The sequence below is a fragment of the Halanaerobium salsuginis genome (assembly GCF_900114545.1).
Taxonomy (GTDB): domain Bacteria; phylum Bacillota; class Halanaerobiia; order Halanaerobiales; family Halanaerobiaceae; genus Halanaerobium; species Halanaerobium salsuginis.
Window position 1 is genome coordinate 18162 of the sequence record NZ_FOTI01000001.1, and the last position, 18595, is coordinate 36756.

At 34.7% G+C, this 18595-nt stretch carries 19 protein-coding genes and 1 riboswitch; of the genes, 18 read left to right on the top strand and 1 reads right to left on the bottom strand.

From position 1 onward, the window contains the following. Positions 1 to 131: 131 nt before the first annotated feature. Positions 132 to 339: riboswitch (Lysine riboswitch) on the bottom strand. 243 nt (positions 340 to 582) lie between these two features. Then, a complete protein-coding gene (locus tag BMZ74_RS00080; RefSeq protein ID WP_089857779.1) occupies positions 583 to 1590 on the top strand; it encodes a YlbL family protein in 1008 nt (335 codons plus the stop codon). Here the strand turns inward: BMZ74_RS00080 and BMZ74_RS00085 are convergent. Then, positions 1587 to 2867 (bottom strand): tRNA(Met) cytidine acetate ligase, encoded by a 1281-nt coding sequence (locus tag BMZ74_RS00085; RefSeq protein WP_089857782.1) that lies wholly within the window; start codon positions 2865 to 2867, stop codon positions 1587 to 1589. The genes BMZ74_RS00080 and BMZ74_RS00085 overlap by 4 nt on opposite strands. A 164-nt stretch (positions 2868 to 3031) precedes the next feature. Between BMZ74_RS00085 and pta the strand changes: the two genes are divergently transcribed. The 17 genes from pta (at position 3032) to BMZ74_RS00170 (ending at position 18503) form a co-directional block, all read left to right on the top strand. Further along, on the top strand, positions 3032 to 4030 hold the full coding sequence (gene pta, locus BMZ74_RS00090) for a phosphate acetyltransferase (protein WP_089857784.1): 999 nt from the start codon (positions 3032 to 3034) through the stop codon (positions 4028 to 4030). Between the two features lie 19 nt (positions 4031 to 4049). Next, complete coding sequence (locus tag BMZ74_RS00095) at positions 4050 to 5243, top strand: acetate/propionate family kinase (RefSeq protein ID WP_089857786.1); 1194 nt, start codon at positions 4050 to 4052, stop codon at positions 5241 to 5243. A 70-nt stretch (positions 5244 to 5313) separates the two neighbouring features. Continuing rightward, positions 5314 to 5793, top strand: coding sequence for a YceD family protein (locus tag BMZ74_RS00100; protein WP_089857789.1), 480 nt, complete (start codon positions 5314 to 5316; stop codon positions 5791 to 5793). 14 nt (positions 5794 to 5807) lie between these two features. Further along, a complete protein-coding gene (gene rpmF / locus BMZ74_RS00105; RefSeq protein WP_089857792.1) occupies positions 5808 to 5981 on the top strand; it encodes a 50S ribosomal protein L32 in 174 nt (57 codons plus the stop codon). A gap of 151 nt (positions 5982 to 6132) precedes the next feature. Beyond that, entirely contained in the window at positions 6133 to 7146 is a 1014-nt protein-coding gene (plsX, locus tag BMZ74_RS00110) for a phosphate acyltransferase PlsX (protein WP_089857795.1), read from the top strand. A gap of 3 nt (positions 7147 to 7149) precedes the next feature. Continuing rightward, on the top strand, positions 7150 to 8100 hold the full coding sequence (fabK, locus tag BMZ74_RS00115) for an enoyl-[acyl-carrier-protein] reductase FabK (protein WP_089857798.1): 951 nt from the start codon (positions 7150 to 7152) through the stop codon (positions 8098 to 8100). A 41-nt stretch (positions 8101 to 8141) separates the two neighbouring features. Further along, on the top strand, positions 8142 to 8888 hold the full coding sequence (fabG, locus tag BMZ74_RS00120; RefSeq protein WP_089857800.1) for a 3-oxoacyl-[acyl-carrier-protein] reductase: 747 nt from the start codon (positions 8142 to 8144) through the stop codon (positions 8886 to 8888). Between the two features lie 220 nt (positions 8889 to 9108). Then, positions 9109 to 9333, top strand: a complete 225-nt coding sequence (locus BMZ74_RS00125; protein ID WP_425432335.1) for an acyl carrier protein — start codon at positions 9109 to 9111, stop codon at positions 9331 to 9333. Between the two features lie 83 nt (positions 9334 to 9416). Then, positions 9417 to 10130: a ribonuclease III gene (gene rnc / locus BMZ74_RS00130; protein WP_089857806.1), complete on the top strand. Its 714-nt coding sequence runs from the start codon at positions 9417 to 9419 to the stop codon at positions 10128 to 10130. Between the two features lie 16 nt (positions 10131 to 10146). Next, a complete protein-coding gene (aroH, locus tag BMZ74_RS00135) occupies positions 10147 to 10503 on the top strand; it encodes a chorismate mutase (RefSeq protein ID WP_089857809.1) in 357 nt (118 codons plus the stop codon). A gap of 23 nt (positions 10504 to 10526) precedes the next feature. Further along, positions 10527 to 11183: a (d)CMP kinase gene (gene cmk, locus BMZ74_RS00140; protein WP_089857812.1), complete on the top strand. Its 657-nt coding sequence runs from the start codon at positions 10527 to 10529 to the stop codon at positions 11181 to 11183. Beyond that, on the top strand, positions 11183 to 11770 hold the full coding sequence (locus tag BMZ74_RS00145; RefSeq protein ID WP_089857815.1) for a lysophospholipid acyltransferase family protein: 588 nt from the start codon (positions 11183 to 11185) through the stop codon (positions 11768 to 11770). Before cmk ends, BMZ74_RS00145 begins: the two co-directional genes overlap by 1 nt. A 152-nt stretch (positions 11771 to 11922) precedes the next feature. Then, the gene (locus BMZ74_RS00150; protein WP_089857818.1) at positions 11923 to 14088 is read left to right on the top strand and encodes a bifunctional 4-hydroxy-3-methylbut-2-enyl diphosphate reductase/30S ribosomal protein S1; all 2166 of its coding nucleotides are present in this window, start codon (positions 11923 to 11925) and stop codon (positions 14086 to 14088) included. Between the two features lie 145 nt (positions 14089 to 14233). Next, positions 14234 to 15532: a DUF512 domain-containing protein gene (locus BMZ74_RS00155; RefSeq protein ID WP_089857822.1), complete on the top strand. Its 1299-nt coding sequence runs from the start codon at positions 14234 to 14236 to the stop codon at positions 15530 to 15532. Next, positions 15525 to 16841, top strand: a complete 1317-nt coding sequence (gene der, locus BMZ74_RS00160) for a ribosome biogenesis GTPase Der (RefSeq protein WP_089857828.1) — start codon at positions 15525 to 15527, stop codon at positions 16839 to 16841. The genes BMZ74_RS00155 and der overlap by 8 nt, the downstream gene beginning before the upstream one ends. 10 nt (positions 16842 to 16851) lie before the next feature. Beyond that, positions 16852 to 17469 (top strand): glycerol-3-phosphate 1-O-acyltransferase PlsY, encoded by a 618-nt coding sequence (gene plsY, locus BMZ74_RS00165; protein ID WP_089857831.1) that lies wholly within the window; start codon positions 16852 to 16854, stop codon positions 17467 to 17469. Beyond that, positions 17469 to 18503, top strand: a complete 1035-nt coding sequence (locus tag BMZ74_RS00170; protein ID WP_089857834.1) for an NAD(P)H-dependent glycerol-3-phosphate dehydrogenase — start codon at positions 17469 to 17471, stop codon at positions 18501 to 18503. The genes plsY and BMZ74_RS00170 overlap by 1 nt, the downstream gene beginning before the upstream one ends. Positions 18504 to 18595 lie beyond the last annotated feature (92 nt).

Consider the following 18595-nt stretch of genomic DNA (forward strand, 5'->3'; position numbering starts at 1 on the left):
TCATCACTCCTAATTTTTATTAAATAATAAAATTTTGAACTACTATGGAGTTTTAGTAGTGAATTTTTGATAAATAAAAAAACCCTGGCGATAATTGCCAGGGTTACATGCAAAATCACCTCTACTAAAACTTTTAAGATAGCACAACATTATAATTAATAATTATAATGACAGTCCTGTATATATTTTATACAGACCCAGCAAATTATCCAGAAAACCAGCTGAACAATTGCTTCGGCGATAAAACCTTTCCTCATTAACTAAACTCTATAAAAGCAGCAATTTGGTTTTATTTCTATTATAATGATTACTAATTTTTACCGCACCTCTACCTCATCAGTTTAAGATGAGGCTTTTCTAGTCAAAGACTATATTCTATTATTTTTATTTGTTAAGAGTATATCATTAGTCCCTAATTTATGTCAAGGAATACATGTGTAATTTAGAGCTAAGTAATTTTTTGCATTTAACCATTAGTTTAAGATATAATATATTCGTTGTCCAGCATTCATTAGTCCGAAAATAAGCTGGTAAATTAATTATTTATTGAGCTTAAAAAATAATAAATTAAGGAAGATGATAATGAAACGTAAAAATCGCTCTCGATTAAGTTCAAAGTTAATTGGTATTATTTTTATTTTATTTGTTTTAAGTCATTTTATTCCAATCCCTTATCAGGTGATGGCGCCAGGAATTGCAGCTAGATTAGCGCCGATGGTAGAGGTAGAAGGAGCTAAACCTGCCGCTGGAGATTTCTTTTTAACAGCAGTTAGTACCAGACGAGCAGTTGCCTGGGATTTTATCGAAATTAAACTTTTTAAACCAGAAGATAAGGAACTTACTGCTGTCAGTGATCAGCTGCCTGAAGGAATGGATATGCAGCAGTATCTTGATATTATGGCAAAATTAATGGAAGAAAGTAAACTTCAGGCTCAGGCAGTAGCTTTTCGCAAAGCAGGCTACCAGGTTAAAATAACTGGTGAAGGAGTAGAGGTCGTTGAAGTAATGAAAGATGGTTCTGCACAAGGTAAGCTTAAGGCTGATGACTTGATTACAGCTATTGATGGACAAAAAGTAGAAATGGCAGCTGATGCAGTTAACTTGATTAAAGATAGAGAAATTGGTGATTTAGTTAAAATTACTGTTAAACGCGCTGATCAAACTTTAAATTTTGATTTGCCGACAGTTGAATTAGAAGGTAATAAAGGGAATCCTTCAATCGGAGTTTTGATTACTTCAAAAGGCTTGAATTATGATATCCCGAAAAAAGTTATCTTCCATACAGAAAATATTGTAGGCCCTTCGGCAGGAAGTATGTTTACAATGGAAATTTATAATCAGCTCACACAGCGTGATCTTACAGGTGGGCTTAAAATTGCTGGAACTGGAACCATAAACCTTGATGGTAAAATTGGCAGAATAGATGGAGTTAAATATAAAGTTATGGCAGCAAAGAAAGCGGGAGCTGATCTTTTTATAGTTCCAGTTGAAAATTATGACACAGCTGCCAAATATGCAGCTGGATTAAAACTATTAAAGGTTAAAACTATTGATGATATAATTAATTATCTAGCTCAGCAGAGAACTTAAACTTTAAGCAGAGGCTGGTGGTAGTCTTTTCTTGCCTGCTGCCAGCTGTGATTTTGATAAAGTAAGCAATAGAGATCACTAGCTAAAATATCATAGCTTAAAGCTAGCTGTAAAGGATCTCTATTATGATACGATGGTTCTCGCAGAAAAGCAGCAGGATTAGTAATTATAGGTAAAGAAGCCTGTTGGGTTAATTTTTTGAGTAGTTTTTCCTGGCCCTGTTTGATACCAATTACTCGCAGATAAGAAGGTCCATTTTTATCTAATAGTGATAATTTAGCTTCATTAAGTTCAAAATAAATTTGCAGTAAATTACGTTTTAATCTTGTTTCAGTATAATTCTTTGCTTTTAAATTTTGCATAAAATTATCATTTTTAGTATAAAGAGCTGTTTTTAAGAGGCGGCTAGCTAAATCCGTATTTATTTCAGGGTAAGCTGTTAATTCAGCAATTGTTTGCCGTCTGATTAAATCAAGTTGTTTAATTAAAAGTGATTTTTTACCGGAGTTGCCTACATAACGTCCCTGCTTAATTTCCTGCTCCAAAATTTGGTAGGCTGATTTGGGAACTAGCTCTTTGATATTCGTTTTATCTAATTGATTCTGGTTGAATATTTTTTCCCTCAGCAGAGAAGCGCTGGCAAATTCACCTGCTGTTTTTTGGCTGTGATAGCTGCTGCCTACTCTCTTAATTGTAAATGGCCTTAAATTTAAATTTAAGCGATCAATAGCTTTTAAATATTCAATAGCAAGAATATTATTCGGGGAGTTTAGAACATTTTTTATTTCAGTAGCTGAAAAATTTTTAAATTGTTTATATTTGTGATAAGATGCTAACAGTGCCTTTTCTCGAGCAAGGGGATAATTTAACCCCTGATTGAGATAGCTGCTCAAATTATTTTTGAAATGCTTGTTTTCATTGTTAAAGGCCTCAGCTACTGCCTGCAGCAATTTCAAATCACCTGATTCACTGCCGAAAACAATATTATCAATCAGCTGGCTTTTCTGGATACTCTGGACTGCAAAATAAGCAAAGTATTCAGCACTGCGAATATTATAGACGAAAGGTAATTCAAGAACAAGATCTGCACCACATTTTAGAGCCTGACTGGCCCGGGCCCATTTATTAAGTAAAGCAGGTTCTGCTCGCTGGGTAAAATTACCGCTCATAATTACAATTATATAGTCTGCTGATGTTAGTTTGCGGCTTTGTTCGAGATGATAAAGATGGCCATTGTGAAAAGGGTTATATTCTGTTATTAATGCTGTTATCTGCAAAAAAAACACCTCAATTTAAGCATAAATTATTAATTTTATTAAAAAGTTTTACTTTTCGAACTTCTTTAAATAATAAAGGAATAAAAGCTTTAATATAGTATTATAATAACAGAGAAATAAAAAAACAACAATAAATATCTAAAATTTCGGGGGAGGAATTAAAAATGGATGTCTTGAAAAATTTCAAAGAAAAAGCAGCAGCTGATTTAAAAAGGATTGTTTATGCTGAAGGATATGATGAAAGAATTGTTCAGGCAGCAGCCCAAGCTACAACAGAAAAAGTAGCTGCAGTAACAATTTTGGGTAAAGAAGCTGAAATAAAGGCTACTGCCAAAGAAACAGGAGTTGACTTAACTGGAGTAGAAATAATTGAACCGGAAAACTCTGCTTACATAACAGAATTTACCGATAAATTTTATGAGTTAAGAAAACATAAAGGAATTAGTAAAGCAGATGCTGAAAAAGCAATAAAAGATCCGCTTTATTTTGGAACAATGATGATTTATACTGATAAGGCTGATGGTATGGTAGCTGGAGCGGCTAATGCTACTGGCAATGTACTTCGTCCTGCTTTCCAAATTGTCAAAACTAAACCAGGTATTTCTACAGTTTCCAGTGCAATGATTATGGTCTTAAAGGATAAGTCTTTTGGTCAGGACGGTATTATGGTCTTTTCTGATTGTGCAGTTAATCCGGCTCCTAATTCAGAACAGCTGGCAGAAATTGCTGCTACAACAGCTGATACAGCAAGCACACTGGTTAATATTGACCCTCAGGTAGCAATGCTGTCTTTTTCAACCAAAGGTAGTGCTAGACATGATAATGTAGATAATGTTGTTCGGGCAGTTAAGCTGGCCCAGGAAAATAATCCTGACTTAAAGGTAGATGGAGAAATGCAGGCTGATGCAGCTTTAGTAGCTGCAGTGGCCCAGAAAAAAGCTCCTGGTAGTAAAGTTGCCGGTCAGGCAAATGTTTTAATATTCCCTGACTTACAGTCAGGAAATATTGGATATAAACTTGTTCAGAGGCTTGCTGGTGCAGAAGCTGTTGGGCCAATCTTACAGGGATTAGCAGCTCCTATTAATGACTTATCTCGGGGATGCTCAGTTGAAGATGTCGTTAATTTAACAGCAATTACAGCAGTGCAAGCACAAAATAAATAATATTTCTAGGAGGAAAAAAATGAAAATTCTTGTTATCAATAGTGGTAGTTCGTCAATCAAATATCAACTAATTGATATGACAGATGAATCAGTATTAGCAGTTGGTTTGGTAGAAAGAATTGGTATCGATGGAGCTCGTTTAGAACAGGAAGTCTCAGGACATGAATATGTGATTGAGCAGGCTATACCTGATCATGAAGTAGGGATGGAATTGGTTATTGCTGCCTTAACTGATGAAGAAAATGGTGTTATCAGCAGTGTTGATGAAATAGATGGTGTTGGTCATCGAGTAGTTCAGGGTGGTAAATTTTTTGATAAATCTGTTTTAGTTGATGATGATGTAAAAGCTAAAATTAAAGAGTGTGCTAAAATTGCCCCTCTACACAATCCAGCGCATTTAATGGGAATTAATGTTTGTGAAGAATTAATGCCTGAAACAAAACAGGTTGTTACTTTTGATTCTGCTTTCCATCAATCTATGCCAGAAGAAGCATATATGTATGCTCTTCCTTATAAATATTATGAAAAATATGATATTAGAAGATATGGAGCTCATGGTACTTCTCATAAATATGTAGCTCAATTAGCAGCTGAGCAGCTAGGTAAAGCTGTTGAAGAAACAAAAATAATTACTTGTCATCTTGGAAATGGGGCTAGTATTACAGCTGTCAAGAGTGGTAAATCTTATGATACAAGTATGGGTTTAACTCCTTTAGAAGGATTGGTAATGGGTACTCGTTGTGGAGATATTGATCCAGCCGCTATTCCTTATATCATGGAAAAAGAAGACCTTAGTCCTCAAGAAATGGACGATATTATGAATAATGAAAGTGGATTTTTAGGTATAACTGGTATCAGTAATGATACTCGTGATATTGAAGAAGCAGCTGAAGAAGGTAATCAAAAGGCTCAACTAGCTTTAAAAATGTTTTCTTATAGAGCTAAAAAATATATTGGCTCTTATGTAGCAGCTATGAACGGTGTTGACGCAGTAGTCTTTACAGCCGGAATTGGTGAGAACGGAATTGAAATGCGAGAAGATATTTGTCAGGATCTTGACTATCTCGGCATTAAAATTGATACTGAAAAAAATAACGTACGCGGTAAATTAACCGATATTACAGCAGCAGATTCAAAAGTTAAGGTTTATGTTATTCCTACAAATGAAGAATTAGTGATTGCACGGGACACTCTAGCGCTTGTTGCTGAATAAATTCTCCTTGACAGTTAAAGCTCCTTTCTGTATAATAAAACGTGGCTATTTACAGGGGTGATCTAATAAATTGTATATTAACCTCAGTGATTTAAAGGAAATCGGTGGTAAAAAAGAATTCAATCAGGAACTAGAACTCAACAGCTTAAAATTTGCAGAAAGAGAAATTGAAGTTGCTGACTTAATTGAAATTAATCTGGAAGTTTTTAATACAACTGATTCTTTTCTAGTTAAGGGAACAATAACAAGTAAGTTGAAATTAAACTGTAGCCGCTGTTTAAAAGAGTTTATAGAACCGATTGAATTAGCTATTTCTGAAGAAGTTTTAAAAGAGGAAATGGAAGATCAATCAGAACTATTTATTGATGAGATAATTATTGATAATATTATTTTATCTTTACCAATGAAAGTTCTTTGTTCTGATGATTGTAAGGGTTTATGTCCTCAATGTGGACAGAACTTAAATGAAGGTGAATGTGACTGTGAAATTGATACTATAGATCCTCGCCTGGCTAAGTTAAAGGAGTTTTATGATAAAAAAGATAGTTAAAGGAGGTGGAGAATGTGGCTGTACCAAAGAAACGGACTTCTAAAACACGTAAGCGTAAAAGACGTACCCATAAAAAATTAAGCACTCCGAATCTGGTAGAATGTTCTAACTGCCATGAAAAGATTTTACCTCATCATGTATGTCCTGAGTGTGGACATTATGATGGTAAAAAGGTGAGCGCTAATTAAATTATTGTCTTAAACAGAGATCTCTTTAATCGAGATTCTCTGTTTTTTTCTTGTCCTAAACTTGCATTTGACCGACGGTTGAGATATAATGTTTTGCAAATGATAGCTTATCTATATTTTTTTGTTTTTTTCTTTCTGGGAGGCGGCAATATTGGATAAAATAGCTGTTGATATAATGAGTGGAGAAAATACCCCTGCTGAGCTTTTAAAAGGGGTTATTAAGGCGATTAATCAGGATTCGAAGCTAGAATTGACCCTGATAGGGGAATATGATATTATAACTCAGGAGTTAGCTGAATTTAATTATAATCAGGCTCAAATTAAAGTCGAGAATGCTGATCAGGTGATTACAATGGAAGAGTCTCCTGTCAAGGCATTACGAAAAAAGAAAAATGCAACAGTTAATGTAGGAGCTAATCTATTAAAAACAGGTCAGGTAAATGCTTTTATTTCACCTGGTAATACTGGTTCAGTTCTGGCGGCTGCTTTATTAAGGGTAGGCAGAGTGAAGGGTGTTTTAAGACCCCCTATTGCTGCTAATTTCCCAGCTAGTAAGGGGAGTACTCTTGTCCTTGATAATGGAGCTAATACTGATTGCAGTCCGGAAAATTTACAGCAATTTGCTTTAATGGGACAATTATATGCAGAAAAAGTACTTAATATTAAACAACCCAGAATTGGTTTGCTTAATATTGGGTCTGAAAGTAATAAAGGAAATAAACTAGCTAAAGAAAGTTATCAAGTTTTAGCAGCTGATCAGAGAATTAAAAATTTTATTGGCAATGTTGAAGGCCGCGATATTTTTAATGATCGATGTGATATAATTGTGACTGATGGATTTATTGGAAATATAGTTTTAAAGACAACTGAAGGAGCTGCTTCTTTTTTTCTTGATTTACTAAAAGAGAGTTTTCGGGCTAATTTATTGACTAAGCTGGCGGCTTTAACTTTAAAACCTTACTTAAAAAAAGTTATGCAAAAAATTGATTACCGTCAGTATGGAGGTGCTCCTTTATTGGGAATTGATGGCATTGTTATTATAAGCCATGGTAGTTCTGATGCAACTGCTATCTATAATGCTATTAAAACAGCCCAGAAGGCCCTGCAAGAAGATATAGTTGACCAGATTAAACTGGAAATTGAAGCAGATGAGGAGTTGAAATAATTAATGGCCTTGAAAACTGAATTGTGTGATTTATTAAATATAGAAAAACCGATTATCCAGGGTGGTATGGCCTGGGTTGCAACTGGAGAGCTTGCGGCAGCAGTTTCTGCAGCTGGAGGATTGGGAATTATTGGAGCTGGGAATGCTCCTGCTGATGTAATAAAAAAAGAAATTGATAAAGTACGTAAGCTTACTGATAAACCATTCGGGCTAAATATTATGTTGTTGTCACCATTTGCCGAGGAAATAATTGAACTGGCAATTACAGAAAAAATTCCAGTTATTACTACTGGAGCAGGAAATCCTGGTAAACATGTCAAAAGGTTTCAGGCAGCTGGCAGTAAAGTTGTTCCTGTTGTACCTTCGGTTGCTTTAGCAAGAAGAATGGAAAGACTGAAGGTAGATGCAGTAATTGTTGAAGGAACTGAAGCTGGGGGACATATCGGTGAGCTGACTACAATGGCTTTAGTACCTCAGGTTATTGATGCAATTTCCATTCCGGTAATTGCTGCTGGAGGTATTGCAGATGGACGTGGTTTAGCTGCAGCTTTAACTTTAGGAGCAGCTGGTGTTCAGATGGGAACACGCTTTGTTTGTGCAGCAGAATGTACAGCAGCTGAGGAATTTAAAACAGCAATTTTAAAAGCTCGAGATCGAGATGCTGTTGTTACAGGAAGAAGTACTGGACATCCGGTGCGTAATTTAAAAAATACTTTAACTAAAAGGATTGCCAAGTTAGAGCAAGCAGGAACTGCTACTCCTGAAATAGAGGAGCTTGCTACAGGTAGATTGCGTGCAGCAGTTATTGAAGGTGATGTTACAGAGGGCAGTGTAATGGCAGGTCAGATTGCAGGATTGATTGCTGATATTTTACCTGCAGCTGAAATAATTGAAAATTTGATCCAGGATGCAGAGATTGTTATTAAAAATAATTGTAATAATTTACTGAATTGAAATCATTAAGTTAAATTTTGAGTTCAAAAGGAGGGCAAAGTTTGCTAAACCTTACTGATAAAAAAGTTTTGATTACAGGAAGTTCCCGGGGAATTGGAGCTGCAATAGCCAGAAAAATGGCGGCTTTAGGTGCAATTGTAACTTTAAATTATGCCAATTCAGAAACAAATGCTTTAGAATTACAAAATGAACTAGAAGCAAGTGGGAGCAGAGCATTTGTCATTCAGGCTGATGTTGGTGATTACAATGCAGCAGCTACTTTGGTTAAAGCAGCTTATCAAAAAATGTCAGGTTTAGATATCTTGATTAATAATGCCGGGATAACCAGAGATAAACTATTATTGAGGATGAAAGAATCCGACTGGGATCAAGTAATGAATATTAATCTAAAAGGTGTTTTTAATTGTACTAAAAACGCAGTTAGATATTTACTTAAATCTGAACAGGGAAGAATTATAAATATTTCTTCTGTGGTTGGAATTAATGGCAATGCTGGCCAGGCAAATTATTCAGCAGCAAAAGCAGGTATTATAGGATTTACTAAGTCTTTAGCTAAAGAATTAGCTGCCCGGGGAGTTTGTAGTAATGCGGTTGCACCTGGATTTATTACAACTGATATGACAGATGAGCTGACAGATCAGTTAAAAGAAGAGATCTTAAAGCAGATTCCACTTGCCAGGTTAGGCAAAGCAGAAGAAGTTGCTAATTTAGTAGCTTTTCTGGCTTCTGATCAAGCTGCCTACATAAATGGAGAAGTAATTAAAATTGATGGTGGAATGGGTGCTTAGCCAGCCTAGTGCGAAGGGCTCACTGCCCTAGTGCTAGGTCGACCACTGTGTTTATAAAAGAAGACAACTAGTGCGAAGGGCTCACTGCCCTAGTGCTAGGTCGACCATTGTGTTTATAAAAGAAGACAACTAGTGCGAAGGGCTCACTGCCCTAGTGCTAGGTCGACCACTGTGTTTATAAAAGAAGACCTAGTGAAAGGAGGTGAATGGAGTGGACAAGATTAAATCAAGAGTAATCGAAATTGTAGCAGAAGAGTTAGCTGTTGATGTTGATGAAATCAATGAGGACTCTTCATTTATAGATGATTTAGGAGCAGACTCTCTGGATGTTGTAGAATTAGTTATGGCATTTGAGGAAGAGTTTGATGTAGAAATTCCTGATGAGGATGCAGAGGACATTCGCACAGTTGATGATGCTGTAAATTATCTGGAAGATATTCTTTAATCTTTAAACAATAATCAGGATGAAGCTCCATTTGGGGCTTTCATCCGTTTTTATTTATCTGAATGGATGGTGATATAAAGAAGATGAGTCAGTTATTTAATCAAAGGAAATTAATGGAGTTTGAAAAAAGTCTGCTGCTTGATTTTAAAGATAAGCTGTTGATTCAACGGGCTTTAACTCATAAGTCTTTTCCTAATGAAAATAGACGTTTGCATTTGAAAGATAATGAAAGATTGGAATTTTTGGGAGATTCAGTTTTAAGCCTGGCCATTAGTACTTATTTATTTACCCGCTTTTCTAATTTGCCAGAAGGAGATCTTGCTAAAATGCGAGCAGTAATAGTAAGCGCTCCTATTTTAGCTGGTGCAGCTAAAAGAATTGAATTAGGTCAATTCTTATTCCTGGGTAAAGGTGAAGAAATGACTGGAGGCAGGGAAAGAGATTCTATTCTTGCAGATACTATGGAAGCAATTTTTGGTGCTTTATATCTTGATCAGGGATTTGAAACAGCAAGCGAACTTATTTTAAGATTACTTAAACCAGATATTATTGATGTTGTGGAAGGTAATCATATTCAGGACTACAAGACTATGCTTCAGGAAGTAATTCAAGAGAATGGCAACATTCGACCAGAATATGAAGTTATTGGAGAAGAAGGTCCTGACCATAATAAAACATTTAAGGTTGCTGTTAAGTTAAAAGAAGATAATCTTGGTTCTGGTTGTGGATCAAGTAAAAAAGAAGCTGAACAGGAAGCAGCAAAAGTTGCTTTAGATAAACTTAATAAATTAAATTAAGCTGGAGGGAAATTGAATGTACGCACTGCGCGGAGCGATTAGCGTTGAAAATAACAAAGCAGAAGATATTCGAATTGCTACACAAGAACTCATGCAGGATCTTATGCAGGCAAATGAGCTTAATGAATCTGAATTGATCAGTATTATTAGTTCTGCTACTAATGATCTAGATCAACTTTATCCTGGCAAAGCTATTCGTGAGCTTGGATATCAAAATACGCCTATTTTATGTCTTCAAGAAATGAAAGTTGAAAATAGTAGTCCTAAAATGATAAGATTATTAATACATGTAGATGGTTCAAAAGAATCAGCTTTATTAAAACATAGTTATTTAAAAAGAGCTAAAAATTTAAGACCAGATCTTATCAAATAATTTTTGAAGGTGATGTGAGCTTAATGAAAAACGTAGTAGCAATTGATGGCCCAGGTGGTGCTGGTAAAAGTACTATTGCCCGTTTATTAGCTGAAAAATTAAATTATCTGCATCTAGATACAGGGGCTATGTATCGAGCTGTTACTCTTGCAGCTTTAAATAAAGAGATTGATTTTGATAATAAAACTAAACTGGTTGAATTAGCTAAAGAAATTAAAATTGAATTTGATTTAACTGGTAAAGTCTTTTTAGATGGGGAAGATGTTAGTCAGGAAATAAGATCAGAAAAAGTAAATGAATTTGTTTCCAAAACTGCAGCTGTTAAAGGGGTACGGGAAGTTTTAGTAAAAAAACAGCAGCAAATAGCAGCCGTAAATAAAGTAGTTATGGATGGACGTGATATTACTACAGTTGTTTTGCCGGATGCTGAATATAAATTTTTCTTAACTGCATCTCTAACTGAAAGAGCTAAGCGCCGATATGAACAATTAAAAAAACAGAATAAAGAGGCTAATTTGGATGAAATAAAAGCAAGTATAGCCAGAAGGGATAAATTTGACAGTGAGCGGGAACATTCCCCTCTCACAATAGCTGATGATGCTGTAGTTATTGATACAACGAAACTTGATATCCCTAATGTGATTTCTGAAATTTTGAAAATTATGTCAGGTGATAAATAATGAAAGATATTATCTATCAGGTAATTAGAGTAATTCTCTTAGCTGTTTTTAAGCTGTTTTTAGGCATAGAAGTGAAGGGAAAAGAAAATATTCCAGCTCAAGGAGGAGCAATTATAATGTCTAACCATATTAGTGCTCTTGATCCTCCATTATTGGCAGCAATTTTCCCCCGCCCCGTTAGATTTATGGCTAAAAAGGAACTTTTTGATAACATCTTGCTGCGGTTTGTGCTTTTTCTAGCTGGATCTTTTCCAGTTGATAGGGGGAAAGTTGATATTAGTGCCGTTAAAAATGCGCTTCAAGTTATTAAAGATGATCAAATCTTAGGCATTTTTCCGGAAGGAACTCGTCGTCCAGAAGGAAAACCTGGACTGCCTAAAGCTGGCTCTGTCATGCTGGCAATTAAAAGTAAAAGTCCGATTTTGCCAGTCGGGATTAAAAATATTAATCGGGCAGGTAGAGTTACGGTTAGTATTGGGCAGCCATTTACAATGGAAGAGTTTACTGATCATAAATTAACTTCTGCTGAGAAAAAAGCTGCAGCTAAATATATTAAAGATAAAATTGTAGCACAAATAAATTTATAGTAATTCATTCCTTTTTTATAAAAAATCTAGTTTTTTTAAAATTTTTTTGGATATAAAGAAGGAATTCAAAGATTAATAGAGAAAAAAGTTTAAGAGGTACCCTTTTATTTTTGATGGGTGCCGTGTATTTGTTGGTGTTGTTCTGGAAGGAGGTGAAGGTTCTGGAGGTTATTACTGCAGAAGAAGCTGGGTTTTGTTTTGGGGTAGAAAGAGCTCTTGATATGGTTTTAAAAGCAGCCAAAGATAATGAAGGGCTTACCGTTTATACCCTGGGACCATTAATTCATAACCCACAGGTTGTGCAGAATTTAGAAGCAAAGAATGTTAAAGTTGCTTCTTCGCTTGCTGAAATTGATTCTGGAATTGTAGTTATTCGCTCTCATGGAGTGTCTCCAGATATTTTAGAACAAGCAAAAGACAAGGATCTTATAATTATAGATGCTACTTGTCCATTTGTAAAAAATGCTCAAAAATATGCTCGTAGGTTGGTCGAAGATGGTTATCAAACTTTTATTTATGGTGACTACGATCATCCAGAAGTTAAAGGAATTTATGGAGCGAGTTTACAAAAGGCAACTATAATTAAGCAAAAATCTGATCTCGCTAATATTAAATTGCGGGCTAAGGTTGGCTTTGTAGCACAAACTACTAAATCTCCTGAGTCTTTTCGGGAAATAATAGCTTCAGTAATAACTGAAGTCAAAGAATTAAAAGTTTATAACACTATTTGTAATACTACAGATATTAGACAATCATCAGCAAGAAAGCTGGCTGAGGATGTAGATGTTATGTTTGTAATAGGGGGTCATAATAGTGCTAATACTACAAGGCTGGCAGAAATATGTTCAGCCACAAATACCCCTACTCATCATATAGAAACAGCCACTGAAATTGATAAAAAATGGCTGCATGGAAAAAATAAAGTTGGAATTACAGCTGGAGCATCAACTCCAGACTGGTTAATAAGGGAGGTTGTTCAGTTAATGAACGAAGAAAACAAAGATGTAAATGTTGAGTCAACTGAAAATTTAGAGGAAAGTGAAGAAAAGGTAGTAGAGGAGGTAGAAGAGACAGCAGCAGAAGCTGCAACTGAAGCTGAAAACAACGAGGAAGAGGCTGAAGCTACTGAAGCAGAAGCTGAATTTAAATATAGCGATAATGATATTGCTGATTTAAGAAAAGGACAAAAGGTTACAGGTACTGTAGTTGAAATCAATGATAATGGTGTCTATGTTGATGTCAATTACAAAACTGATGGCTTTATTCCTTTGCGTCATCTCAGTCATCGTCAGGTAGAAGATGCTAATGAAATTGTTAGCTTAGATGAAGAAGTTGAGGTTGTTATCTTGACTTTAGAAGACGATGAAGGTAATATGATTTTATCTAAAAAACAGGCAGATTATGAAAAAGCCTGGGAAAAAATTGTAGAAGCTTATGAAAATGAAGAAATTATTGAAGCTGAAGTTACTAAAGAAGTTAAAGGCGGACTTGTTGTAGATGTTGGAGTAAGAGGATTTATTCCTGCTTCTCATGTTGCAATTGGTTATGTAGATGACTTAAGCGAATATGTTGGACAAACTTTACGTTTAAAAATCATCGAAGTCGAAAGAGATAATAATAATGTTGTTTTATCAGCTAAAAAAGTTCTGGAAAAAGAAAGAGAAGCTAAGAAATCAGAAACTCTCGCTTCTTTAGAAGAAGGCCAGACAGTAAAAGGTAAAGTAACAAAATTAGTTGATTTTGGTGCTTTCATTGATCTAGGTGGAATAGAAGGTTTACTCCATATTTCTGAAATGTCATGGGGCAGAATTGAAAGCCCGGCAGAAGTTCTTGCTGAAGGTGAAGAAGTAGAAGTTAAAGTTTTAGGTGTTAACAAAGATGAAGAAAGAATTTCTCTTGGCCTAAAACAATTACTACCAGATCCCTGGGAAGAATTTGCTGAAAAGCATTATGAAGGCGAAATTATTGAAGGTAAAATTACAAAATTAGTTGATTTTGGTGCCTTTATGGAAGTTGAAAAAGGAATTGAAGGTTTAATTCATATTTCTCAACTTTCTCACAGACATGTAAAAACTGCTGACGAAGTAGTTAGTGTTGGTGAAGTTAGAGAAGCTAAAATTATTAATATTGATGCTGATCAGGAAAGAGTTGGCTTAAGCTTGAAAGAGTTAGAAGAAAAGCCTGAACCAAGACCTGAAAGCAGCAAAAAATCTAATAATAACAATAGTAAATCACAAAATAAATCAGAAGATAATTCTTCTTCTGGTGGAGCAACTATTGGAGAAATTGTTGGAGATATTTTTGGCAAGGGTGAATAATTAAAAAAGCACCCGCTGTCCTTTTCAGGACGGCGGGTTTTTTTAATGTTAGCAGGCTGGATTATATACTATCTTTTTAAGCTATTATTTTATTGCTTAGTTATTTTAAATATGATATTATCAAGCTGGCAGGGGGCTGGTAACTATGATTAAAATTAAAAACATAATTTCTGGTTCAACTGCAGATAAAGCAGGCATTAAAGCTGATGATAAAATTGTTAAAATTAATGGACAGGAAATTAAAGACTATATTGATTATTTATATGAAATATCTGAGCCTTTTATTTCTCTACAGTTAAAAAGAAATAATGGACAGATTGAAGAAATAGAGATTGAGCGTGAACTAGGTAAAGAATTAGGGATTGAATTTAAAGAAATTATTTTTGATGGACTAAAACAGTGTGCTAATAACTGCATTTTCTGTTTTGTTAAACAGCAGCCTCAAAATTTAAGAGCTTCCTTAAACCAAAAAGATGATGATTATCGTTTTTCTTTTTTACAGGGAAGTTTTATAACTCTAACAAATTTGAAAACTGCTGAAATTGAAAGAATAATTACTCAAAATTTAAGCCCACTTAATATTTCAGTTCACACCACTAATCCTGAACTGAGAGTTGCAATGATGAAAAACCCCCGGGCAGCTGAAATAAAAAAATTGCTTACTATTTTAGCTGAAAATGGAATTGAGTTTCATACTCAGATTGTCTTATGTCCTGGTTATAATGATCAAAAAGAATTAGATAAGACTTTATCTGATCTGCTTAATTATTACCCGGCATTACTTTCTATAGGAATTGTTCCAGTAGGTTTAACCTGCCATCGTCAGGGACTGGCCGATTTAAGAATACTAACTAAGCAGGAAAAAAGAGCAGCTCTAAAGCAAATAAAATATTGGCAGAATAAAGCCCGGACCAGGTATGGTGAGAACTTAATTTATGCGGCTGATGAATTTTATCTAGAAACAGAAACTAAGCTGCCTGGCCTTGCTGAATATAATGGATTTCCACAGCTGGAAAATGGGATTGGGTTAACAGCTCTTTTAGAAAGTCAATTTGCAAAACTTAATTTGCCCAACAATCTTACTGCTAATTTAGATACTTTACTGTTAACATCTAAATTAGGGAAAAAATCAATTATTAATATAGTCAATAAATTAAATGAAATTAATAATTTTAAGCTTGAATTGGCGGTAATTAGCAATAGATTTTTTGGTGATACAGTTACTGTAACTGGTCTTTTAACAGCGCAAGATATAAAAAATAAATTGCTAAAAATTGATCCTCAAAAATATGATAAAATATTTATACCTGCGAAAGTTTTAAATGATGATCAGAAGTTTTTAGATGGAGTTACTAAAGCAGATTTTTTAACTGAATTAGCTGACTATCAGCTTAAGTTTATTAATAATTTTGAAGAATTAGTGGAGGTGATAAAAAATGGCTAAAACAACTGTGGCAATTGTGGGGCGACCTAATGTTGGAAAATCAACTCTTTTTAATCGTTTAGTTGGCGGTAGAAGAGCTATTGTTGAGGGTGAGCCTAATGTTACCCGAGATCGGATTTATGGTGAATCAGAATGGACAGGCAGAAAATTTAATGTAATTGATACTGGTGGAATAGTTTTGCATGATCAGGATAAAATAAAAAACCAAATTAAATATCAAGCTGAATTAGCTATGGAAGAAGCTGATGTTATTTTATTTGTAGTTGATGCTAGAGATGGTTTAACTGGTGTCGATGAAGAAATTGCTCAATTATTATATAGAACAAATAAAGAAGTTATTCTGGTAGTAAATAAAGTTGAAGATTTTTCTCATCAGGAGGAAATTAGTTGGGAATTTTATTCACTTGGTTTTGGAGATCCAATTCCTATTTCAGCTGAGCATGGTAAAAATACTGGTGAATTACTTGATGTTCTAGTTAGTAAATTACCAGAGGTTGAAACTGTAGAAGAAGATTCTGATCAAATAAAGGTAGCTGTAATTGGTAAACCAAATGCAGGAAAGTCAAGTTTAATTAATTATCTATTGGGCCAGGAGAGAGTTATTGTTAGTGATATGCCTGGTACTACCAGAGATGCAGTTGATACTTTGATCGAATGGAAAGAAAATAAATTTAACTTCATTGATACAGCTGGTCTGCGCAGAAAATCAAGAGTAAAAGAAGATATTGAATATTACAGTAATTTAAGAGCATTACGCTCTATTGACAGAGCAGATGCTGTTTTAATGATGATTGATGCTGAAAAAGGTGTTACAGATCAGGATAAAAAAATTGCTGGTTATGCGCATGATGAAGGTAAAGCAATGGTAATAGCGGTTAACAAATGGGATTTAATGGATAAGAATTCTAAAACAATGCAGAATTATACTGATGAGGTATATTTCCAGCTTAAATTTTTAAACTATGTTCCGGTAACTTATATTTCTGCTCTAACAGGTGAAAGGATTGAAGAATTATTATCTTTAGTTGAATTTGTAGTAGATCAAAGTAATTTAAGAATTAAAACTGGTATTTTAAATGAGGTAATCTCCGAAGCAGTTCAGCTGAGAGAACCACCAAGTCGTAAAGGTAAAAGGCTTAAAATTTATTATGGAAGCCAGGTTGGAATTAAGCCTCCAACATTTGTCTTCTTTGTTAACGATCCTAATCTAATGCATTTTGCCTATCAAAGATATCTTGAAAATGTTTTAAGAGAGGCTTTTGGATATGTTGGAAATCCAATGCTATTTAAATTAAAACAAAGAAATTAAGGAGGTTAAAATGAGTTTTATTTTTGCCGTACTTTTAAGTTATCTGATTGGTTCAATTCCATCTGGTTTTTTATTAACTAAATATTTAATGAAAAAAGATGTACGTAAATATGGTAGTGGTAATATAGGAGCAACTAATGTGGCGCGAGTAATGGGCCTGAAATCTGGTATTATTGTGGCTGTTTTTGATATTCTAAAAGGATATTTAGGTGTATTAGCTGCTCAGTTAATTCTAGCTAATTCAGCTCCAATCTGGGTTTTAATAGCTGCTGTAGCTGCCATAGCGGGTCATAATTGGTCAGTTTTCCTCGGCTTTTCTGGTGGTAAAGGAGTTGCTACTACTTTTGGAGTTATTTTAAGACTTTATCCGCTAGCTTTTTTGATTTATGGTTTAATCTGGCTGGCTTTTGTTTTGAAAACAAGATATGTTTCATTAGGTTCGATAATTGGCGCTATTTCTCTTCCTTTTACACTTTATTTTAGTGGTTTTGCAGCTCAAGACATAATTTTTGCCTGTCTTTTAGCTCTATTTGTAATATATACTCATCGCGAAAATATTAAGCGCTTACTGCATGGTAAAGAGAATAGAATGGATCCAGATAAATTAGGAAAGAGTGGTAAAAAATAATGAAATTTAAGATTGCAGTAATTGGGGCAGGCAGCTGGGGAACAGCTTTAGCTAATTTATTAGCTGAGAATGGTCATCAAGTTAATATATATGCCCGTAATCAAAAAATTGCCGCTTCTATTAATAATCAACATCTTAATCATAAATATTTCCCCAACTATATTTTAGCAAAAAATATTAAAGCTTACTCTGATTTGGCTGAGACTGTGGCAGAAGCTGAACTGATAGTTATTTCTGTGCCTACCCAGGCAGTTGCTGAGCTTAGTAACAAATTAAATGATTTGCTACCAGATGAGACCATAGTTGTTTCTACAGCAAAGGGAATTTCGGAATTTGATTTTAAAACTAATTCACAATTAATTGCTGGAGCAGGTTTTACAAATATAGTTGCTTTATCAGGGCCTACTCATGCAGAAGAAGTTATGGAAAAATTACCAACAGCAATTGTGGCTGCATCCCAAAATAAATCTGCAGCTGAACAGGTTCAATCCATTTTTATGTCAAAATATTTTAGAGTTTATACTAACCCAGATCTGCGGGGAGTAGAGCTTGGTGGTGCTTTAAAGAATGTTATTGCTCTGGCCAGTGGTATTTGTGATGGTCTTAATTTTGGCGATAATACACGAGCTGCTTTAATTACCAGAGCTTTAATGGAAATGAATCGTTTTGTTGAGTACCAGGGTGGTAAGATAATTACTCTGGCTGGTCTGGCGGGTATGGGTGATCTTGTTGTAACCTGTACCAGCATGCATAGCCGCAATCGTCGTTTTGGGATTGAAATTGGTAAAGGAAAAACTTTAGAAGAGGCTAAACGAGAGGTAAAACAAGTTGTAGAAGGAGTTAAAACTTGCCGGGCCATTTATAATTGGCTTAAAGATAATAAAATTAATTTGGAGATGCCGATTACAGAAAAAGTTTATCAGGTCTTATTTAATGGGGAAGATCCTTATCAGGCTGTTGAAGAGCTAATGCTGAGAAGCAAAAAACATGAGATGGAAGAAATTGTTGATAATTCACTCTGGGCTCAAGAATAAATTTGATATTTTTTCGTTTAAAAAGCAGGAAATCGCTGTTATAGCGAGAATAATAAATAATGACCGACAAAGCCTACAGTTTAAAGGGGGTG